This is a genomic window from Pseudomonas sp. NGC7, assembly GCF_047159675.1.
GTDB lineage: Bacteria > Pseudomonadota > Gammaproteobacteria > Pseudomonadales > Pseudomonadaceae > Aquipseudomonas > Aquipseudomonas kermanshahensis.
In genome coordinates this window covers 69488-88778 of sequence record NZ_BAAFZY010000001.1, presented here as the reverse complement: position 1 = coordinate 88778, position 19291 = coordinate 69488, and the positions used below count along the sequence as shown (strand labels likewise).

Below are 19291 nucleotides of genomic sequence, written 5' to 3'. Positions count from 1 at the left end.
CATCGCAGGCAAGCCAGCTCCTACAAGTACAGCGCCAACCTCGGGCCTTGTGATATCCCTGTAGGAGCTGGCTTGCCTGCGATGGGCCGCAAAGCGGCCCCAAAATCTCAAATTCAACCCCGAGCCAATTGCCGACGAAGCTCCGCCAACACCGGCGCCGTATCCGGCCTCACGCCACGCCAGATAAAGAACGCCTCAGCCGCCTGCTCAGCCAGCATCCCCAGCCCATCCAGCACCTTGGCCGCACCTAGGTTGGTAGCCCATTGGCAAAACGGCGTCGGCTCCTTGCCGTACATCATGTCGTAGCAAACCGTGCGCCCCGCCTCGACCAGGCTGTCGGCAATCGGCGGCATCTCGCCCGCCAGGCTCGCCGAGGTGGCGTTGATGATCACGTCCACCGGCTCCTGCAGCCAGCTGAACCCGCTGGCCACCACCGGCCCCAACTCAGCGAACTCACGCGCCAGTTGCTCGGCCTTTTCTACCGTGCGGTTGGCGATCACCAGCGACTGCGGATCGTGCGCCAGAATCGGCTCCAGCACCCCACGCACCGCACCGCCCGCACCCAAAATGAGGATCCGCTTACCCGCCAGCTCAACCCCAGCATTCACCGTCAGGTCGCGCACCAGGCCAGCACCGTCAGTGTTGTCCCCCCGCAGCGAGCCATCCGCCAGCTTGCTCAGGGTATTCACCGCACCCGCCCGCTGGGCACGTGGGGTCAGGCTGTCGCACAGGCGGTAGGCTTCTTCCTTGAACGGCACCGTGACATTGCCGCCACTGCCTTGCTTGAAGAAACCGCGGGCACAATCGCTGAACTCGTCCAGCGGCGCCAGCAGGGTGGCGTATTCCAGGTCCTGGCCGGTCTGCTCGGCGAACAGGCGGTGGATCAGCGGCGACTTGCTGTGGCCGATGGGGTTACCGAAAACGACGTACTGGTCCATGGGGGCTCCTCGGTTATCCACAGGTTTACTGGGCGAGCCAGTCGCGGTCTTGCAGGAAGTACTCGGTCAGGCGCGCTTCTTCGCTGCCGGGCACGGCCTTCCAGTCGTAGCCCCAGCGGACCTGCGGCGGCAGCGACATAAGGATCGACTCGGTACGCCCACCCGATTGCAGGCCGAACAAGGTGCCACGGTCGTAGACCAGGTTGAACTCCACGTAGCGACCGCGACGGTACTCTTGGAACTCGCGCTGCTCGGCGGTATAGGGCGTGTCCTTGCGGCGTTGGACGATCGGCAGATAGGCCTCGACAAAGGCATCGCCAATAGCACGGATGAAAGCAAAGCAGGTGTCGAAGTCCCACTCGTTCAGGTCGTCGAAGAACAGCCCGCCAATGCCGCGTGGTTCGCCACGGTGCTTGAGGTGGAAGTAGCGGTCGCACCAGGCTTTGTAGCGCGGGTACACGTCAGCGCCGAATGGCGCGCAGGCCTGCTCGGCCACACGGTGCCAGTGGATGCAGTCTTCTTCGTTGCCGTAGTACGGGGTCAGGTCGAAACCGCCGCCGAACCACCACACCGCCTCTTCACCTTCTTTTTCGGCGATGAAGAAGCGCACATTGGCGTGGGACGTCGGCACGTGCGGGTTGTGCGGGTGGATCACCAGCGACACTCCCAGGGCCTCGAAACCACGGCCCGCCAGCTCGGGGCGGTGGGCGCTGGCCGACGGTGGCAGGCCGGCGCCGAACACGTGGGAGAAGTTGACCCCACCTTTCTCGATCACCTTGCCCTCACCGATCACCCGCGTGCGGCCCCCGCCACCGGCTTCACGCGTCCAGGCGTCCTCGACAAAGCGGGCGCCGCCGTCCTCACGTTCAAGGGCGGAGCAGATGCGGTCTTGCAGGTCGAGCAGGTAGGCTTTCACGGCCTCGGTGCGGCTGGTCATCGGGTCACCTGGAGCGGGCAGAGAAGAATTCGCCGCGTAGCATACCACCGGCGGCTGACGCGCCGCAGTTGACGGCGATCAAGCAAAGGCGTCCGATAGAGGGCTGTTACCAATCCCGACAACAGGAGTGCGAGATGGCCAAGCGTATCCAGTTCAGCCAGCATGGCGGCCCGGAAGTTCTGCAGCTTGTAGAGTTCGACCCCGCCCCACCTGGGCCACAGCAGGTCCGCGTGCGTAACCAGGCGATTGGCCTGAACTTCATCGACACCTATTTCCGCAGCGGCTTGTACGCACCGCCATCCTTGCCTTCCGGGCTCGGCACCGAGGCCGCTGGTGTGGTCGAAGCCGTGGGTGAGGGCGTCACCCGCCTGAAAGTCGGTGATCGGGTAGCCCATGCCGGCGGCCCGCTGGGTGCCTACAGCGAAGTGCATACGCTGCCCGAGGCCAACCTGGTCAAACTGCCGGATAACATCAGCTTTGAGCAGGCAGCGGCGGTGATGCTCAAAGGCCTGACCGTGCAGTACCTGCTCAAGCAGACTCATGCGGTGCAACCGGGCGACGTGATCCTGTTCCATGCCGCTGCCGGTGGCGTGGGTTCGCTGGCCTGCCAATGGGCCAAGGCGCTGGGGGCCAAGTTGATCGGTACTGTCAGCTCCGCTGAGAAGGCCGAGCGGGCGAAGGCGCTGGGGGCGTGGGAAACCATCGACTACAGCCATGAAGATGTGGCCAAGCGCGTACTGGAGCTGACCGACGGCAAGAAATGCCCGGTGGTGTACGACGGCGTGGGGGCCGATACCTGGCTGACCTCGCTGGACTGCCTGCAGCCGCGTGGGTTGATGGTGAGCTTTGGCAATGCTTCGGGCGCGGTGAGCGGGGTGAACCTGGGGATTCTGGCGCAGAAGGGCTCGCTGTATGTCACCCGGCCGACCCTGGCGAGCTATGCCAATAATGCCGAGAACACCCAGGCCATGGCCGATGACCTGTTTGCGATGATTGCGAGTGGGAAGCTGGTTGTGGATATCCAGCAGCGGTATCCGCTGAGTGAGGCAGCCAAGGCGCAGGCGGAACTGTCGGCGCGACGGACTGTGGGGTCGACTGTTTTGTTGCCTTGATTTAGGTACGCGATCGCATCGGGGCGGGCAGGTGCTTGGCTTGAGAGTTTCAGCGCCTGTGAAATCGAGCGCCGCCCGCGCGGCGCTTCGCGGGGCAAGCCCGCTCCCACAAGGAGGTGTATTGGCGCTTGGCAATTTAGCCCGGCCGAACGACTTCGCCCGTCGCCAGGTTGCGAATCACACTTGGGTTCTTCCGCCCGCCCAACGCCCCGCCCAGTACCAGGTCCAGCTGGCCATGGAAGTACTGCTCCACCCGCAAGCGGCTCTTCGCCGCCGGGCGACCGCCGGGGTTGCACGAGGTGGAAATCAGCGGCCCGACCAGCGCGCACAGCTCACGCACCTGCGGGTGGTCACTGACCCGCAGCGCCACCGTGTCGTGCTGGCCGGTCACCCACTCCGGCAACAGGTCCTGGTGCGGCACCAGCCAGGTGTTCGGGCCTGGCCAGGTGCTGCCCATGCGGTCAATCCAGTCCTCGGGAAAATCTTCGAACAAAAAGTCGAACTGGCGGATATTGTCGGCGATCAGGATCAAGCCTTTATCCACAGGCCGCGACTTGAGCGCCAGCAGGCGATACACCGCGTCCTCGTTCCACGGGTCACAGCCCAGGCCCCAGACCGCTTCCGTCGGGTAGGCGATAACCGCGCCCGCCCGGATCTCACGTGCGGCTTGTTGCACACGAAAACTGCTCACCATTGCTGTCTCTCCGCCTATATACCTTGCTTGTGAGCAGTGTACTTAGCCAACGCGGGCAAACCAACGCCCGGCTTCATTGCTGACCCGCCCTTCAAGCTCCAGTTCGGTGAGCTGCGCCATCACCTGAGCCAACGTCAGTTCGCTGCAGTGGGCCAGGCTCTCGGTAGTCTGTGGCGCGGCATGCAGCAAGGCGAGCAGGGGGTGATCACGTTGTTCAACAATGGCCGGGGGCAAGTTCTGCCAGCCCTGCAGGCTTTCCAGAATCTGTTCCACGCTCTCCACCAGCAGCGCACCGTCGCGAATCAACTGGTGGCAGCCTTTGGCCCCCGGGTGGTGGATGGAGCCTGGGATGGCATACACCTCGCGGCCCTGCTCAGCCGCCAAGCGCGCCGTGATCAACGAGCCACTGGCCAAGCTCGCCTCCACAACCAATACGCCCAGCGACAAGCCACTGATGATGCGATTACGCCGCGGAAAATTGCCCGGCAGCGGGCCGGCATCCAGCGGGTACTCGGAAACCAGCGCGCTGCCGCTGTCGATCATCGCTTGGGCAAGCTCGCGATGGCGCTGTGGATAAAGTTTTTGCAGCCCCGTCCCGAGCACCCCAATTGTGCCGCCCCCGGCCTGCAACGCTGCCCGATGAGCGGCACCATCGATACCCAGTGCCAGGCCGCTGGTAATGGTAAAACCCGTCTGCGCCAAGTAGCGGGAAAATGCTCGGGCAGTGTCGAGCGCGGGCGGTGAAGCACGCCTGCTGCCCACAATTGCCAACTGTGGCCTTTCCAGTAATGCAGGGTCGCCAGCGACGAAAAGCAACGGCGGCGGGTCGTCGGTTTCGGCCAGCAGAGCAGGGTAGCCAGGGCTGTCCCACATCAGTAAATGCTGGCCCGGGCGCTCTAACCAGGCCATTGCAGCCAGTGCACCGTCACGCACTTCGGCGCTTCTTCGGGCTTCGATGCTGGCATGCGGAATGCCCAGTGCGCGCCAGGCTGCGGCCGGCGCACTCAGCGCCGAAGACGCGCTGCCAAAAGCTTTCAGCAGGCTGTGAAAGCGGCGTAACCCTGTGTCCGGCAGGCGGTGCAGGCGCAACCTCGCCTCCAGTTCGGCAGGCGCGCAAGGCGACGAATGGTGGGTCAACATGAGGATCATCCTTGATCGAAACGGGGCCATCGACGTGGCACAACCTGTGGATAACTGTGTTGATAACGCTTTGACAACCTGTCCATCAAATGGGTGATAAGCCGTCCGTTTAAACCCTAGCCGAGCTTTGCCAGGTGCCGAATGCCCCGATTACCTTTATTATGTGTGCTCAGTTTTCAACCGAACGCACAGTGACTGCCCGACCTTATGGCCATCTTGAACATTCTCGAATTCCCGGACCCGCGCCTGCGCACCCTCGCCAAACCGGTGACGGTGTTCGACGACGCCCTAAGCCAGCTGATCGACGACATGTTTGAAACCATGTATGAAGCGCCTGGCATCGGCCTGGCTGCGACTCAGGTCAACGTCCACAAGCAAGTGGTGGTGATGGACTTGAGCGAAGACCGCAGCGAACCGCGGGTCTTCATCAACCCCGTCGTCGAAGAACTGACCCACGACATGGGCCAGTACCAGGAAGGTTGCCTGTCGGTGCCTGGCTTCTACGAAAACGTCGACCGCCCCCTGCGGGTGCGCGTCAAAGCCCAGGACCGCGACGGCAAGCCGTTTGAGCTCGAAGCCGAAGGCCTGCTGGCCGTGTGCGTGCAGCACGAGTTCGATCACCTCAACGGCAAGCTGTTCGTCGATTACCTGTCCACGCTCAAACGCGACCGGATCAAGAAGAAACTGGAAAAGCAGCACCGCCAGCAAGCCTGATCCCCACCTTCCAGAAGGCTTGCTCCGGCAAGCCTTTTTCTTTTTTGCAGCGAGAACTCCATGCGCATCGTCTTCGCAGGCACTCCAGAGTTTGCCGCCGAACACCTCAAGGCACTGCTCGACAGCCCCTATGAGATCGTGGCCGTCTACACCCAGCCGGACCGCCCAGCCGGGCGTGGCCAGAAGCTCATGCCGAGCGCGGTCAAAGCACTGGCCGTGGCCCACGACATCCCGGTGCTGCAGCCGCCAACCCTGCGCAATGCCGATGCCCAGGCGGAACTCGCCGCGCTCAAGCCCGACCTGATGGTGGTGGTCGCCTACGGCCTTATCCTGCCCCAGGCCGTGCTGGATATTCCGCGCCTTGGTTGCATCAACAGCCACGCCTCCTTGCTGCCACGCTGGCGCGGTGCGGCGCCGATCCAGCGCGCCGTGGAAGCCGGCGATGCTGAGAGCGGCGTGACCGTGATGCGCATGGAAGCGGGCCTGGACACCGGCCCGATGCTGCTCAAGGTGGTCACCCCGATCAGCGCTGAAGACACCGGCGGCACCCTGCATGACCGCCTCGCCGAAATGGGCCCGCCTGCGGTGATTCAGGCCATTGCTGGCCTTGCCGACGGCTCGCTGCAGGGTGAAGCCCAGGATGACGCCCTGGCCACCTATGCCCACAAGCTGAACAAAGACGAAGCACGCATTGACTGGAGCCGCCCGGCCGTGGAGCTGGAGCGCCTGGTGCGTGCTTTCAACCCGTGGCCGGTGTGCCACAGCACCCTGGACGGCGAAAGCGTGAAGGTGCTGGCTGCCACGTTGTCCACAGGCAACGGCGCCCCTGGCGAGATCCTGTCTGCCAGCAAGGACGGCCTGGTAGTCGCCTGCGGTGACCAGGCACTGAGCCTGACCCGCCTGCAACTGCCCGGCGGCAAGGCACTGAACTTCAGCGACTTGTTCAACAGCCGCCGCGAGAAATTCGCCAACGGCAAGGTGCTCGGCCAATGAACCCTCGCCTGGCCGCCGCCCGTGCCTTGGCCGCTGTGCTCAGCGGCAAGGCTTCGCTGAACAGCTCGTTGCCGGCACAACTGGACAAGGTCGACGAACGCGACCGGGGCCTGACCCAAGACCTGGCCTTCGGCACCGCCCGCTGGCAGCCGCGCCTCGACCTGCTCGCTGCGCAGTTGCTGCAGAAGCCGTTCAAAGCGGCCGATGCCGATGTGCAGGCCTTGATGCTGGTCGGCCTGTACCAGCTGTTCTACACGCGCATTCCGGCGCACGCCGCCATCGGCGAAACCGTGGGTTGCGCCGACAAGCTGAAAAAGCCGTGGGCCAAAGGCCTGCTCAACGCCGTGCTGCGCCGCGCGCAGCGTGAGGGCGAAGCGCTGCTCGCGGGCATGGAGCGCGACCCGGTGGTGCGCACTGCCCACCCGCGCTGGCTGCAGAAATCGCTGAAGGCCTTCTGGCCCGAGCAATGGGAAGCCATCTGCGCCGCCAACAACGCCCACCCGCCGATGATTTTGCGGGTCAACCGCCGCCACCACAGCCGCGATGCCTACCTGGCCTTGCTGGCTGAGGCCGGCGTGGGCGCCAGCGCCTGCCAGTACAGCCGTGACGGCATCGTGCTGAATGAGCCCTGCGATGTGCGCAGCCTGCCTGGCTTTGCCGAAGGCTGGGTAAGCGTGCAGGACGAAGCCGCACAGCTGTCCGCCGACCTGCTCGAACTGGCCCCCGGCCAACGCGTGCTCGACGCCTGCTGTGCCCCGGGCGGCAAGACTTGCCACTTGCTCGAAGCCGAAGCTGGCCTGGCGCAGGTGGTGGCCATCGACCTGGAAGCCAAGCGCCTGACCCGCGTGCGCGAGAACCTCGATCGCCTGCAACTGGACGCCGAGCTGATCGCCTGCGATGCCCGCGACACCGCCAGCTGGTGGGACGGCAAAACGTTCCAGCGCATCCTGCTCGACGCCCCGTGCTCGGCCACCGGTGTAATCCGCCGCCACCCGGACATCAAGCTGACCCGTCAGGCCGACGACATTCCGGCCCTGGCCACGTTGCAGGGCGAGCTGCTCGATGCCCTGTGGCCAACCCTGGAAGTGGGCGGCATGCTGCTCTATGCCACCTGCTCGAGCTTGCCGACCGAGAACACCGAGGTGATCGACGCCTTCCTCGCCCGCACCCCGGGCGCCCGTGAGTTGGACCTGGCCACCGAGGCCGGCCTGCGCCAGCCACATGGCCGCCAGTTGCTGGCCCAGGAAGGCGGCCACGACGGGTTCTACTATGCCAAGCTGATCAAGATCGCCGCGTCACGCGGATAAGCACAACGGTTAGGGAGTAGCGGATGAAGATCATCATCCTCGGCGCGGGGCAGGTGGGCGGTACGCTGGCAGAACACCTGGCCAGCGAGGCCAACGACATTACCGTGGTCGACACCGACGGCGAGCGCCTGCGCGACCTCGGCGACCGCCTGGACATCCGCACGGTGCAAGGCCGCGGCTCGCTGCCGACGGTGCTGCGCCAGGCCGGTGCCGACGACGCCGACATGCTGGTGGCGGTGACCAACAGCGACGAGACCAACATGGTGGCCTGCCAGGTCGCCTACTCGTTGTTCCACACCCCGACCAAGATCGCCCGGGTACGGGAATCGGCCTACCTCACCCGCGAAGAGCTGTTCCACAACGACCACATCCCGGTCGATGTGCTGATCAGCCCCGAGCAGGTGGTGACCAACTACATCAAGCGCCTGATCGAGCACCCAGGTTCACTGCAGGTAATCGACTTCGCCGAAGGCAAGGCGCAACTGGTGGCGGTCAAGGCGTACTACGGCGGCCCGCTGGTGGGCCAGCAGTTGCGCCAGATCCGTGCGCACATGCCCAACGTCGACACCCGTGTGGCGGCGATCTTCCGCCGTGACCGGCCGATCACCCCACGCGGCGACACCGTGATCGAGGCCGATGACGAAGTGTTCTTCATCGCCGCGAAAAAAGACATCCGCGCCGTGATGGGCGAGCTACGACGCATCGACGAGACCAACAAGCGCGTGGTCATCGCCGGTGGCGGGCAGATTGGCGAGCGCTTGGCCGAGGCCATCGAAAGCCGCTATCAGGTGAAGATCATCGAGATGAACCCGGCCCGCTGCCGCCACCTCTCCGACACCCTGGAAAGCACCGTGGTGCTGCAGGGCAGTGCGTCGGACAAAGACCTGATGCTCGAAGAGAACATCGCCGACGCCGACATCTTCCTGGCCCTGACCAACGACGACGAGGCCAACATCATGTCGTCGCTGCTGGCCAAGCGCCTGGGTGCGCGCAAGGTGATGACCATCATCAACAACCCGGCCTATGTGGACCTGGTGCAGGGCGGTGAGATCGACATCGCCATCAGCCCACAGCTGGCCACCATCGGCACCTTGCTGGCCCACGTGCGGCGTGGCGATATCGTCAGCGTGCACTCCCTGCGCCGCGGCGCGGCCGAGGCCATCGAAGCCGTGGCGCATGGCGATTCGAAGTCGAGCAAAGTGGTCGGCAAGGCCATCGAAGACATCGCCCTGCCGCCAGGCACCACCATTGGCGCGATCATTCGTGACGAAGAGGTGATGATTGCCCACGACGACACAGTGATCGAATCGGGTGACCATGTGATTCTGTTCGTTGTGGATAAAAAGCACATTCGGGATGTGGAGAAGCTGTTCCACGTCGGCTTGAGTTTCTTCTAGGAGAAGAGGGCATGCGCGAATCGCTGGAGAAGATGCTGGCCAAGGGTGTGGATAACCCGCTGTTGAGGTTCGGCCTTGGCAAGGCCTGGCTGGACGAGGGCAATGGCGCTGAGGCGGCGGTGCACCTGGCGCGTTGCGTGGAACAGGACCCTAAGTATTCGGCAGCGTGGAAGTTGCTGGGTAAGGCGTATCAGTTGCAGGGGGATTTGGCGGCGGCGCGCAAGGCCTGGGAGGACGGGATCGTGGCGGCGCAGGCCCATGGGGATAAGCAGGCCGAGAAAGAGATGGCAGTGTTCCTCAAAAAGCTGAATAAAGCCTGAAATTGCCGGGGCTGCTGCGCAGCCCATCGCGACGCAAGGCCGCTCCTACAGATAACCGCGATCCTTTGTAGGAGCGGCCTTGTGTCGCGAAAGGGGCGCAACGCGCCCCCAACTATCTCAATACCAGCGCGCTTCGCCAGCCGGGCGCTTCTTGAAGCGCTTCATGCTCCACATGTACTGGCTCGGATACTCACGCACATACCGCTCGACCACCTTGCTCATGGCCGCCGCCGACTCGGTCACATCCGTGCTGTACATCGCCTCCGGCGCCGCTTCCAGAATCACCCGGAACCCAGACCCATCCGGCAGCCGCAACGCATGCAGGAACACCCCCACCGCCTTGCCACCGGCCAGCATGTTCGGCACGAACTTGCTGGTCAGCGCCTGGGTGCCCAGGAACGGCACGAACACACCCGCCGACTCAGCAGGTTCCGGGTCCGCCGGAATGCCCACCTGGCCCCCGCGGCGCACTTCCTTGATCACGCTGAGGATGCCTTCCTTGGTCGAAGGCGCCACGCGGTTACCCATCTGCACTCGCTGTTCACGCAACAAATCATCCACAGCTTTGAGCTTTGGCGGGCGGTAGAAGATGATCGGTTTGCACTGGTTGCAATAGAAGTGGTTCAACACTTCCCAGTTACCCAGGTGGCTGGTGATGCCCACCACGCCCTTGCCCGAGGCCAGGGCCTGCTCCAGCACTTCCAGGCCGTGCACTTCCTTGACCAGTTCCAGCGAACGCTGCGGTGGCCAGATCCAGGCACAAGCGCTTTCGACAAAGGATTTGCCGATGTCTCTCAGCGCACGGCCGACCAGTTGCTCACGTTCGGCCGGGTCCATCTCCGGGAAACACTTGGCGAGGTTGATACGCACCACGTTGCGCGACCCGTTCGGGACCTTCCACATCAGCCAGCCGATACCGGCGCCGACGCGCTGCACAGCGCCCCAGGGCAACTTGGCGAACAGTCGAAGCACCCCGACCATCAGGGCGCCCTTGAACTTTTCCACAGGCGAATTCCTTATTTCAGCAAGGCGCGCATTGTACCCCGTCAGCGCGCCAAGGCGGCGTAGCGATCACAATCGGTGGTGTGGTCCATGACCATACCGGTGGCCTGCATGAAGGCATAACAGATGGTTGGGCCGACAAACGTGAAGCCGGCTTTTTGCAGGGCCTTGCTCATTGCCTTCGCTTCATCGGTAACGGCAGGCATTTCACTTCGGTCCTTGAAATGGTTGACCTTCGGCGTGCCGCCCACAAACGACCAGAGCCACTCGGACGGGTTATCCACAGCCAGCCAGGCCTGGGCGTTGCGCCGGGCCGCCTTGAGCTTGAGGCGGTTGCGGATGATGCCGGCGTCGAGCATCAGTGCTTCGATCCGTTCATCGCTCATCTGCGCCAACTTCACCGGGTCGAAGCCATGCATCACCTCGCGATAACGCTCGCGTTTACGTAAAACCGTGATCCATGACAGCCCCGCCTGGAACCCTTCGAGCAAAAGCATCTCGAACAGCAACGCCGGATCACGCTGCGGTGTTCCCCATTCCTGGTCGTGGTAGGCCTGGTACAACGGATCGTCGGTACACCAAAAGCAGCGTGGCATAAGGCTCCAATGAGTAGAGGGCGAGGCGAATCAGGTTATACTCCCGCTCTTTACATCCGCATCCCCAGATACAGGTGAATTTCGTGAGCCAGCCTACGCCAGCCGTGCGTACCTTCCAAGACCTGATCCTCGCCCTGCAGAACTACTGGGCAGCTCAAGGTTGTGTGGTGCTTCAGCCCTACGATATGGAAGTAGGCGCCGGCACTTTCCATACCGCCACGTTCCTGCGCGCCGTCGGCCCAGAGACCTGGAACGCCGCCTACGTGCAGCCTAGCCGTCGCCCTGCCGACGGGCGGTATGGCGAAAACCCAAACCGCCTGCAGCACTACTACCAGTTCCAGGTGGTGCTCAAGCCGAACCCGGCCAACTTCCAGGAGCTGTACCTCGGCTCGCTTAAAGCCATTGGCCTGGATCCGCTGGTCCACGATATCCGTTTCGTCGAAGACAACTGGGAATCGCCAACCCTCGGCGCCTGGGGCCTGGGCTGGGAAATCTGGCTCAACGGCATGGAGGTGACCCAGTTCACCTACTTCCAGCAAGTGGGCGGCATCGAGTGCTACCCGGTCACCGGTGAAATCACCTACGGCCTCGAACGCCTGGCCATGTACATCCAGGGTGTCGACTCGGTCTACGACCTGGTATGGGCCGATGGCCCGTTCGGCAAGGTTACCTACGGCGACGTGTTCCACCAGAACGAAGTCGAGCAGTCGACCTACAACTTCGAACACGCCAACGTCGAGAAACTGTTCGAGCTGTTCGACTTCTACGAAAGCGAAGCGAACCGCCTGATCAAGCTGGAGCTGCCGCTGCCGACCTACGAAATGGTCCTGAAGGCTTCGCACACCTTCAACCTGCTCGACGCCCGCCGCGCCATCTCGGTGACCGAGCGCCAGCGTTACATCCTGCGCGTACGTACCCTGGCCCGGGACGTGGCGCAAAGCTATCTGCAAGCCCGCGCACGCCTGGGCTTCCCGATGGCCACCCCTGAATTGCGTGACGAAGTGTTGGCTAAGCTGGAGGCTGCACAATGAGTGCTCAAGATTTCCTGGTAGAACTGGGCACCGAAGAGCTGCCACCCAAGGCCCTCGCCAGCCTGGGCGACGCCTTCCTGGCCGGTATCGAGAAAGGCCTGCAGGCCGCTGGCCTGAACTACGCCAGCAAATCGGTATACGCCGCGCCGCGTCGCCTGGCCGTGCTGATCCGCCAGCTTGACGTGCAGCAGCCTGACCGCAGCATCAACATCGACGGCCCGCCCCTGCAGGCTGCTTTCAAAGACGGCGAGCCGACCCAAGCGGCCCTGGGCTTTGCCAAGAAGTGCGGTGTAGAGCTGTCGGAAATCGACCAGAGCGGCGCCAAGCTGCGTTTCTCCCAGCACATCCCGGGCAAGGCCACTACCAGCCTGCTGCCGACCATCGTCGAAGACTCGCTCAACGACCTGCCGATCCCCAAGCGCATGCGCTGGGGCGCCAGCCGCGAAGAGTTCGTGCGCCCAACCCAGTGGCTGGTGATGCTGCTTGGCGACCAGGTCGTCGACTGCACCATCCTCGCCCAGCAGGCCGGCCGTGAGTCCCGTGGCCACCGCTTCCACCACCCGGAAAACGTGGTTATCACCACCCCGGCCAACTACGTCGAAGACCTGCGCACAGCCTACGTGCTGGCCGACTTCGCCGAGCGCCGCGAGCTGATTGCCAAGCGCACCGCCGAACTGGCCCTGCAGCAGGAAGGCAGCGCCATCGTGCCGCCGGCGCTGCTGGACGAAGTGACCGCGCTGGTCGAGTGGCCAGTGCCGCTGGTGTGCTCGTTCGAGGAGCGTTTCCTCGACGTGCCGCAAGAAGCCCTGATCACCACCATGCAGGACAACCAGAAGTACTTCTGCCTGCTGGACAGCGAAGGCAAGCTGCTGCCGCGCTTCATCACCGTGGCCAACGTCGAAAGCCGTGACCCGAAGCAGATCATCGAAGGCAACGAAAAGGTCGTGCGCCCACGCCTGACCGATGCCGAGTTCTTCTTCAAGCAAGACAAGAAGCAGCCGCTGGAAACCTTCAACGAGCGCCTCAAGAACGTGGTGTTCCAGGCTCAACTGGGCACCGTGTACGACAAGGCCGAGCGTGTTTCCAAGCTGGCCGCGTTCATTGCCCCGCTGATTGGCGGCGACGCCCAGCGCGCCGCGCGTGCCGGCCTGCTGTCCAAGTGCGACCTGGCCACCGAGATGGTCGGCGAGTTCCCTGAGATGCAGGGCGTTGCCGGTTACTACTACGCGCTCAACGATGGCGAGCCGCAAGACGTCGCCATGGCGCTGAACGAGCAGTACATGCCGCGCGGTGCTGGCGCCGAGCTGCCAGAGACCATCACCGGTGCTGCCGTGGCGATCGCTGACAAACTCGACACCCTGGTCGGTATCTTCGGTATCGGCATGCTGCCAACCGGCAGCAAAGACCCGTACGCACTGCGCCGCGCTGCGCTGGGCGTGCTGCGCATCCTGATCGAGAAGCAGCTGGACCTGGACCTGACCGGTGCGGCCGAGTTCGCGGTCAAGCAGTTCGGTGCCAAGGTCAAGGCCGCCGGCCTAGCCGAGCAAGTGCTGGAGTTCATCTTCGATCGCCTGCGTGCACGCTACGAAGACGAAGGCATCGACGTGGCCACCTACCTGTCGGTACGTGCCCTGAAGCCGGGTTCTGCCCTGGACTTCGACCAGCGTGTGCAGGCCGTGCAGGCGTTCCGCAAACTGCCGGAAGCCGAAGCCCTGGCCGCGGTGAACAAGCGCGTATCGAACCTGCTGAGCAAGGCCGAAGGCGCCATCGCCGAACAGGTCGAGCCGAAGTACTTCGACAACGCCAACGAGTTCTCCCTGTACTCGGCCATTCAGCAGGCCGACCAGGCCGTGCAACCGATGGCCGCTGCGCGCCAGTACAGCGAGTCTCTGGCCCGCCTGGCAGCCCTGCGTGACCCGGTCGACGCCTTCTTCGAGGCGGTGATGGTCAACGCCGAGGACGCCAAGGTCCGTGCCAACCGTTATGCCCTGCTCAGCCGCCTGCGCGGTCTGTTCCTGGGTGTGGCCGACATCTCGCTGCTGGGGTAAGCCTTGAAACTGCTGATTCTCGATCGAGACGGGGTGATCAACTATGACTCCGACGCTTACATCAAGTCGCTGGAGGAGTGGATCCCCATTCCCGGCTCGGTCGAGGCCATCGCGCAGTTGAGCAAAGCGGGCTGGACGGTGGCCGTGGCCACCAACCAGTCCGGCATTGCCCGCGGCTATTACCCGGTGCAAACCCTCGAGGCCATGCACGCGCGCCTGCGTGCGTTGGTGGCCGAGCAGGGCGGCGAAGTGGGCCATATCGTCTATTGCCCACATGGCCCGGATGAAGGCTGCGATTGCCGCAAGCCCAAGCCGGGCATGCTGCGGGCGATTGCCGAGCACTACCAGGCCGACCTTGGCGGCGTGTGGTTTGTCGGCGACAGCCAAGGTGACCTTCAGGCCGCCCTGGCCGTCGGTGCACAACCGGTGTTGGTGAAAACCGGCAAGGGCGAGCGGACCCTGGAAAAAGGTGTCCCTGAAACTACACTGATTTTCGACGATCTGGCAGCTATCGCCAGAGAACTAATTTAAACAGTGCGCCTTAGGGCGCATTTTCTCAGGCGGGCACGCCCCGCAACGGTACATGCCACTATGTCGATCCTGCAGGCGATCAGAATCTTTCTTTTTTACCTGCTGCTGGGCACCAGCTCGTTGCTGTGGTGCTCCCTGAGCTTTTTTGTCGCGCCCTTCTTGTCGTTCCCCAAGCGTTACACGTTCATCAACGTGTACTGGTGCCGTTGCGCGTTATTTTTGACCCGCACCATCCTTGGCATCGATTACAAGATCACCGGTGCCGAGAATGTGCCGAATGAGCCGTGTGTGATCCTGTCCAACCATCAGAGCACCTGGGAGACCTTCTTCCTTTCCCAGTACTTCTCGCCGCTCAGCCAAGTGCTCAAGCGCGAGCTGCTGTACGTGCCGTTCTTCGGCTGGGCCATGGCCATGCTGCGGCCCATCGCGATCAACCGCGACAACCCCAAAGAAGCCCTGCGTCAGGTCGCCAGCCAAGGTGATGAACTGCTCAAGCAGGGTGTGTGGGTGCTGATCTTCCCAGAGGGCACCCGCGTGCCGTTTGGCACCGTCGGCAAGTTCTCCCGTGGCGGTACCGCGCTGGCGGTCAATGCCGGCCTGCCGGTGCTGCCCATTGCGCACAACGCGGGCAAGTTCTGGCCCAAGGCTGGCTGGGGCAAGCGTGCCGGCACCATCGAGGTGGTGATCGGTGAGCCGATGTACGCCAACGGCACCGGCCCTCGTGCAATTGCCGAGCTCAATGACCGCGCCGCCGCCTGGAACGAGGCCACGCAAAGGGCCCTGGGTTCGCTGCCACCCGCGGCTGAAAAGCCACAGGAGCAGACTGCTTGAGTTTCTGTGGATAACTTGTGAGCAGTTTTTCTGCAATCTGTTCTATGTATTCAGTAAGTGATTGAATTAGCTGTTTATTTCTTCACATGACAGATTTGCGAAAAACGTGCATAAGTTTTTTCGCGGCATAAAAAAACCGGCTTTTAAAGCCGGTTTTTTTATGGGTAAACCTGAGCTGCGTCAGACCTTGTCGATATCCACGTCCTTGGTTTCTTTCAGGCAGAAAATCCCCACCACCAGGCTGATGCCGGTCACCAGCACCGGGTACCACAGCCCGTAGAAAATATCCCCGGTATACACCACCAGCGCGAACGACACCGTCGGCAGGAAGCCACCGAACCAGCCGTTGCCGATGTGGTAGGGCAGGGACATCGAGGTATAGCGGATACGGGTCGGGAACAGCTCGACCATCACCGCAGCCAGTGGGCCATAGGTCATGGTCGCGATCAGGATCATCGCCACGATCAGCACCACCACCATCACCTGGTTGACCTGCCCCGGATCAGCCTTGGCTGGGTACCCCGCCTGCTCGATCGCCGAGCGCATGGCGGTCTCGTCGAAACCATTGATGGTCTTGTCGCCAATGTTGACCACCACCTCGCTGCCAGCCACGCTCACCGAGCTGTACGGCAGGCCTTGCTTGACCAGGAACGTCTTGACCTTGTCGCATGGGCTGTCGAAGCGCGCCTTGCCAACCGGGTCGAACTGGAAGGTGCAGCCCTGCGGGTCGGCGGTCACGACGATCGGTGCCTGGCGGCTGGCGGCATCGATCTGCGGGTTGGCGTAATGGCTGAGCGCCTTGAACAGCGGGAAGTACAGCACCGTGGCCAGCAGCAGACCGAGCATCAGAATCGGCTTACGCCCGATCCGGTCCGACAGCCAACCGAAGAACACGAAGAACGGCGCGCCGATCACCACACTGATGATTAGCAACGTGTTGGCCTGGGCGGGGTCCATCTTGAGCATCTGGGTCATGAAGAACAGCACGTAGAACTGCGCGGTGTAGAAGGTCACCGCCTGGCCAGCATTGATGCTGAACAGGGCAGTGAGCACCACCTTGAGGTTCGGCCAGGAGGTGAACGACTCGCGGATCGGCGATTTGCTGATCTTGCCCTGGGCCTTCATTTTCACGAAGGCAGGCGACTCATGCATGCTCATGCGAATCCAGGTGGAAATCGCCAGCAGGAAAATCGACAGCAGGAACGGCAGGCGCCAGCCCCAGGTTTCGAACTGGTCACCACTGATGTAACGACTGCCCAGTACGACCAGCAACGACAGCAGCAGGCCCAGGGTGGCGGTGGATTGAATGAAACCGGTATGGAAGCCGCGTTTACCTGGCGGGGCATGCTCGGCCACGTAGGTGGCCGCGCCACCGTACTCACCCCCAAGCGCCAGGCCCTGCAGCATGCGCAGGATCACCAGAATGATCGGTGCCGCAATACCAATGCTGGCATAGGTGGGCAGCAGGCCGACGGCAAAGGTCGACAGGCCCATCAGCACGATGGTCACCAGGAAGGTGTACTTGCGCCCGATCATGTCGCCCAGCCGGCCAAACACCAGCGCACCGAAGGGGCGAACCAGGAAGCCGGCGGCGAAGGCCATCAAGGCAAAGATGAAGGCCGTGGTGTCGTTGACCCCAGCAAAGAACTGCTTGCTGATGACCGCCGCCAGCGCGCCATAGAGAAAAAAGTCATACCACTCGAAAACCGTCCCGAGGGATGACGCGAAAATGATCTTTCTTTCTTCACGACGGCTGGCGCTGCTGGCCGTCGCACCCTGCTCTTGGATGTAATCCGACATCGTTGCTGTCCTCGGCCCACAGGCCACAGTGATTATTCTTTTTGTTCCACTGTCGGCAGCCTCCGACCGCAAGCTGCCGGTGTTGCACGCACCCGGGTCAGGGCGTCGGTATTGCGTCTTCGTTTAGGTAGGTCTGGGTCGCAGCTCCTTTGAGGATAAGTTGCGCCGCCTTTTCGGCGATCATCAGCGTGGGTGAACAGGTATTGCCGGAGGTGATCTGCGGCATGATCGAGGCATCCGCCACCCGTAAGCCTGGGATGCCATGCACGCGCAACTGGTTATCCACAACATCCTCTGGGCCACTGCCCATGCGGCAGGTGCCCACGGGATGGAAGATGGTGGTGCCAATCTTGCCAGCGGCCTCGAACAACTCGTCTTCGCTTTGCAGGGCAGGGCCCGGCAGGTATTCCTGGGGGGCAAAGGCCGCGAGGGCAGGGGCCTGGACAATGCGCCGCGTCATGCGGATGGCGTCTGCGGCGACCCGCAAGTCCTGTGGGTCACTGAGGTAGTTAGGGTCGATCAGTGGCGCGCTGTGCATATCAGCGGCGCGGATGTCGATGCGCCCGCGGCTGAGCGGGCGCAGGTTGCACACCGAAGCGGTGAAGGCCGGGAAGCGGTGCAATGGCTCGCCGAACCGCTCCAGCGACAAGGGCTGCACGTGGTACTGCAAGTTGGCCGTGGCCTGTTCGGGGCTGGAGCGCACAAACGCACCCAGCTGGCTCGGCGCCATGGCCAGCGGGCCGCTGCGGTCATAGAGATAACGCAGGCCCATGCCCATCTTGCCCCACAGGCTGTTGGCCATCTGGTTCAGGGTACGGGTGTTGCGGATCTGGTAGATCAGGCGCAATTGCAGGTGGTCCTGCAGGTTGCCGCCGACACCGGGCATGTCATGCCGCACGCCAATACCCAAGTCTTCGAGCAGCTTGCGCGGGCCGATGCCAGACCGTTGCAGGATCCCCGGCGAGCCGACGGCGCCGGCGCACAGAATGATCTCGCGACGGGCAGCGAACTCGTGCCAGGCACCTTGCCAGCGGGCTTTTACCGCACGGGCACGGGTGTTGTTGAGCAGTACCTGATCGACATCTACACCGGTCAGCACCGTCAGGTTGGACCGGCTGAGCACGGGCCGAAGAAACGCCTTTGACGCGTTCCAGCGCACGCCACTGCGCTGGTTGACCTGAAAGTATCCACAGCCCTGGTTGTCACCGGTGTTGAAGTCGTCGACCTTGGCGATGCCACTTTGCTCGGCCGCCTCGCGGAACGCATCGAGGATCGGCCAGCTGTAACGCTGGCGCTCGACCCGCCATTCGCCGGCAGCGCCATGGTGCTCGCTGTTACCGGCAAAGTGGTTTTCACTGGCCTTGAACAGTGGCAGTACGTCCTTCCAGGCCCAGCCTGGGTTGCCTTGCTCGGCCCAGTGGTCATAGTCAGCCGCCTGGCCGCGCATGTAGATCATGCCGTTGATCGATGAACAACCGCCCAGCACCTTGCCCCGTGGATAACCCAGGCTGCGACCACCCAGGCCGCTTTGTGCTTCGGTCTTGAAGCACCAGTCAGTGCGGGGGTTGCCGATGCAATAGAGGTAGCCGACGGGGATGTGGATCCAGGGATAGTTGTCACGGCCACCCGCTTCCAGCAGCAGCACGCGGCAGGAAGGGTCGGCGGACAATCGATTGGCCAGCAGGCACCCGGCTGGGCCGGCGCCCACGACCACGTAGTCGAAGACAGAATCGGCTGATGGCATGTGCAACCTCGCGCCTGATTATTGTTCTTGTCCCGAACCATCTTATTGATTAATTTCGCTGTGGAAACACGAGATTTCGCGCAGCCGCTGTGCGTTTTAGCACAGTGACATGTCTGCTTTGGCCATCGCCGGCCAGAGTGAACAGCCCAAAAGGAT

At 63.0% G+C, this 19291-nt stretch carries 18 protein-coding genes; 10 read left to right on the top strand and 8 right to left on the bottom strand.

Features of this window, described 5'->3' with window-relative positions:
- Positions 1–113 precede the first annotated feature (113 nt).
- Both aroE and hemF read right to left on the bottom strand, forming a co-directional pair.
- Entirely contained in the window at positions 114–938 is an 825-nt protein-coding gene (gene aroE, locus ACMCNM_RS00420) for a shikimate dehydrogenase (RefSeq protein WP_027592041.1), read from the bottom strand.
- Positions 939–963: 25 nt separating this feature from the next.
- On the bottom strand, positions 964–1875 hold the full coding sequence (gene hemF, locus ACMCNM_RS00415) for an oxygen-dependent coproporphyrinogen oxidase (RefSeq protein ID WP_186703906.1): 912 nt from the start codon (positions 1873–1875) through the stop codon (positions 964–966).
- Between the two features lie 134 nt (positions 1876–2009).
- Here hemF and ACMCNM_RS00410 point away from each other — a divergent pair, with 134 nt between their 5' ends.
- The gene (locus ACMCNM_RS00410; protein WP_412763773.1) at positions 2010–2987 is read left to right on the top strand and encodes an NADPH:quinone reductase; all 978 of its coding nucleotides are present in this window, start codon (positions 2010–2012) and stop codon (positions 2985–2987) included.
- Positions 2988–3123: 136 nt separating this feature from the next.
- Here the strand turns inward: ACMCNM_RS00410 and ACMCNM_RS00405 are convergent, their stop codons facing one another.
- Together ACMCNM_RS00405 and dprA are read right to left on the bottom strand one after the other, a co-directional pair.
- Positions 3124–3681: an L-threonylcarbamoyladenylate synthase gene (locus ACMCNM_RS00405; protein ID WP_027592045.1), complete on the bottom strand. Its 558-nt coding sequence runs from the start codon at positions 3679–3681 to the stop codon at positions 3124–3126.
- 42 nt (positions 3682–3723) lie between these two features.
- Positions 3724–4821 carry a DNA-processing protein DprA gene (gene dprA / locus ACMCNM_RS00400; protein ID WP_412763772.1) on the bottom strand — a complete coding sequence of 366 codons (1098 nt, stop codon included), beginning with the start codon at positions 4819–4821 and terminating at the stop codon, positions 3724–3726.
- A 207-nt stretch (positions 4822–5028) separates the two neighbouring features.
- On the opposite strand from dprA, the gene def reads away from it, so the two are divergent.
- The 5 genes from def to ACMCNM_RS00375 are packed head-to-tail and all read left to right on the top strand — an operon-like array spanning position 5029 to position 9552.
- On the top strand, positions 5029–5535 hold the full coding sequence (gene def / locus ACMCNM_RS00395; protein WP_027592047.1) for a peptide deformylase: 507 nt from the start codon (positions 5029–5031) through the stop codon (positions 5533–5535).
- A 60-nt stretch (positions 5536–5595) separates the two neighbouring features.
- Positions 5596–6528, top strand: a complete 933-nt coding sequence (gene fmt / locus ACMCNM_RS00390) for a methionyl-tRNA formyltransferase (protein ID WP_186679267.1) — start codon at positions 5596–5598, stop codon at positions 6526–6528.
- Positions 6525–7835 (top strand): 16S rRNA (cytosine(967)-C(5))-methyltransferase RsmB, encoded by a 1311-nt coding sequence (gene rsmB / locus ACMCNM_RS00385; protein ID WP_027592049.1) that lies wholly within the window; start codon positions 6525–6527, stop codon positions 7833–7835. Before fmt ends, rsmB begins: the two co-directional genes overlap by 4 nt.
- Positions 7836–7858: 23 nt before the next feature.
- Complete coding sequence (gene trkA / locus ACMCNM_RS00380) at positions 7859–9232, top strand: Trk system potassium transporter TrkA (protein WP_027592050.1); 1374 nt, start codon at positions 7859–7861, stop codon at positions 9230–9232.
- 11 nt (positions 9233–9243) lie between these two features.
- Positions 9244–9552: a tetratricopeptide repeat protein gene (locus ACMCNM_RS00375; RefSeq protein WP_099452509.1), complete on the top strand. Its 309-nt coding sequence runs from the start codon at positions 9244–9246 to the stop codon at positions 9550–9552.
- Between the two features lie 117 nt (positions 9553–9669).
- Here ACMCNM_RS00375 and ACMCNM_RS00370 read toward each other — a convergent pair whose 3' ends face one another.
- Both ACMCNM_RS00370 and ACMCNM_RS00365 read right to left on the bottom strand, forming a co-directional pair.
- A complete protein-coding gene (locus ACMCNM_RS00370; protein WP_099427974.1) occupies positions 9670–10557 on the bottom strand; it encodes a lysophospholipid acyltransferase in 888 nt (295 codons plus the stop codon).
- A gap of 41 nt (positions 10558–10598) precedes the next feature.
- Complete coding sequence (locus ACMCNM_RS00365; protein WP_412763771.1) at positions 10599–11150, bottom strand: DNA-3-methyladenine glycosylase I; 552 nt, start codon at positions 11148–11150, stop codon at positions 10599–10601.
- Between the two features lie 83 nt (positions 11151–11233).
- Between ACMCNM_RS00365 and glyQ the strand changes: the two genes are divergently transcribed.
- From glyQ to ACMCNM_RS00345, 4 genes are read left to right on the top strand one after another with little or no spacing between them, the layout of a single operon-like run.
- Positions 11234–12181: a glycine--tRNA ligase subunit alpha gene (gene glyQ, locus ACMCNM_RS00360; RefSeq protein ID WP_027592054.1), complete on the top strand. Its 948-nt coding sequence runs from the start codon at positions 11234–11236 to the stop codon at positions 12179–12181.
- A complete protein-coding gene (glyS, locus tag ACMCNM_RS00355; protein ID WP_412763770.1) occupies positions 12178–14229 on the top strand; it encodes a glycine--tRNA ligase subunit beta in 2052 nt (683 codons plus the stop codon). Before glyQ ends, glyS begins: the two co-directional genes overlap by 4 nt.
- Positions 14230–14232: 3 nt before the next feature.
- On the top strand, positions 14233–14760 hold the full coding sequence (gmhB, locus tag ACMCNM_RS00350) for a D-glycero-beta-D-manno-heptose 1,7-bisphosphate 7-phosphatase (protein WP_027592056.1): 528 nt from the start codon (positions 14233–14235) through the stop codon (positions 14758–14760).
- Between the two features lie 60 nt (positions 14761–14820).
- On the top strand, positions 14821–15591 hold the full coding sequence (locus tag ACMCNM_RS00345) for a lysophospholipid acyltransferase family protein (RefSeq protein WP_027592057.1): 771 nt from the start codon (positions 14821–14823) through the stop codon (positions 15589–15591).
- Between the two features lie 180 nt (positions 15592–15771).
- On the opposite strand, the gene ACMCNM_RS00340 is transcribed toward ACMCNM_RS00345, so the two are convergent.
- Together ACMCNM_RS00340 and ACMCNM_RS00335 are read right to left on the bottom strand one after the other, a co-directional pair.
- Positions 15772–17391 (bottom strand): MFS transporter, encoded by a 1620-nt coding sequence (locus ACMCNM_RS00340; protein ID WP_186679273.1) that lies wholly within the window; start codon positions 17389–17391, stop codon positions 15772–15774.
- A 97-nt stretch (positions 17392–17488) separates the two neighbouring features.
- Positions 17489–19135, bottom strand: a complete 1647-nt coding sequence (locus tag ACMCNM_RS00335; RefSeq protein WP_412763769.1) for a GMC family oxidoreductase — start codon at positions 19133–19135, stop codon at positions 17489–17491.
- Between the last annotated feature and the right edge of the window lie 156 nt (positions 19136–19291).

Bases quoted from the DNA above. Each gene is read 5' to 3' on its own strand.
- aroE (WP_027592041.1), bottom strand. From the start codon at position 938: ATGGACCAGTACGTCGTTTTCGGTAACCCCATCGGCCACAGCAAGTCG.
- hemF (WP_186703906.1), bottom strand. From the start codon at position 1,875: ATGACCAGCCGCACCGAGGCCGTGAAAGCCTACCTGCTCGACCTGCAA.
- ACMCNM_RS00410 (WP_412763773.1), top strand. From the start codon at position 2,010: ATGGCCAAGCGTATCCAGTTCAGCCAGCATGGCGGCCCGGAAGTTCTG.
- ACMCNM_RS00405 (WP_027592045.1), bottom strand. From the start codon at position 3,681: ATGGTGAGCAGTTTTCGTGTGCAACAAGCCGCACGTGAGATCCGGGCG.
- dprA (WP_412763772.1), bottom strand. From the start codon at position 4,821: ATGTTGACCCACCATTCGTCGCCTTGCGCGCCTGCCGAACTGGAGGCG.
- def (WP_027592047.1), top strand. From the start codon at position 5,029: ATGGCCATCTTGAACATTCTCGAATTCCCGGACCCGCGCCTGCGCACC.
- fmt (WP_186679267.1), top strand. From the start codon at position 5,596: ATGCGCATCGTCTTCGCAGGCACTCCAGAGTTTGCCGCCGAACACCTC.
- rsmB (WP_027592049.1), top strand. From the start codon at position 6,525: ATGAACCCTCGCCTGGCCGCCGCCCGTGCCTTGGCCGCTGTGCTCAGC.
- trkA (WP_027592050.1), top strand. From the start codon at position 7,859: ATGAAGATCATCATCCTCGGCGCGGGGCAGGTGGGCGGTACGCTGGCA.
- ACMCNM_RS00375 (WP_099452509.1), top strand. From the start codon at position 9,244: ATGCGCGAATCGCTGGAGAAGATGCTGGCCAAGGGTGTGGATAACCCG.
- ACMCNM_RS00365 (WP_412763771.1), bottom strand. From the start codon at position 11,150: ATGCCACGCTGCTTTTGGTGTACCGACGATCCGTTGTACCAGGCCTAC.
- glyS (WP_412763770.1), top strand. From the start codon at position 12,178: ATGAGTGCTCAAGATTTCCTGGTAGAACTGGGCACCGAAGAGCTGCCA.
- ACMCNM_RS00345 (WP_027592057.1), top strand. From the start codon at position 14,821: ATGTCGATCCTGCAGGCGATCAGAATCTTTCTTTTTTACCTGCTGCTG.
- ACMCNM_RS00340 (WP_186679273.1), bottom strand. From the start codon at position 17,391: ATGTCGGATTACATCCAAGAGCAGGGTGCGACGGCCAGCAGCGCCAGC.
- ACMCNM_RS00335 (WP_412763769.1), bottom strand. From the start codon at position 19,135: ATGCCATCAGCCGATTCTGTCTTCGACTACGTGGTCGTGGGCGCCGGC.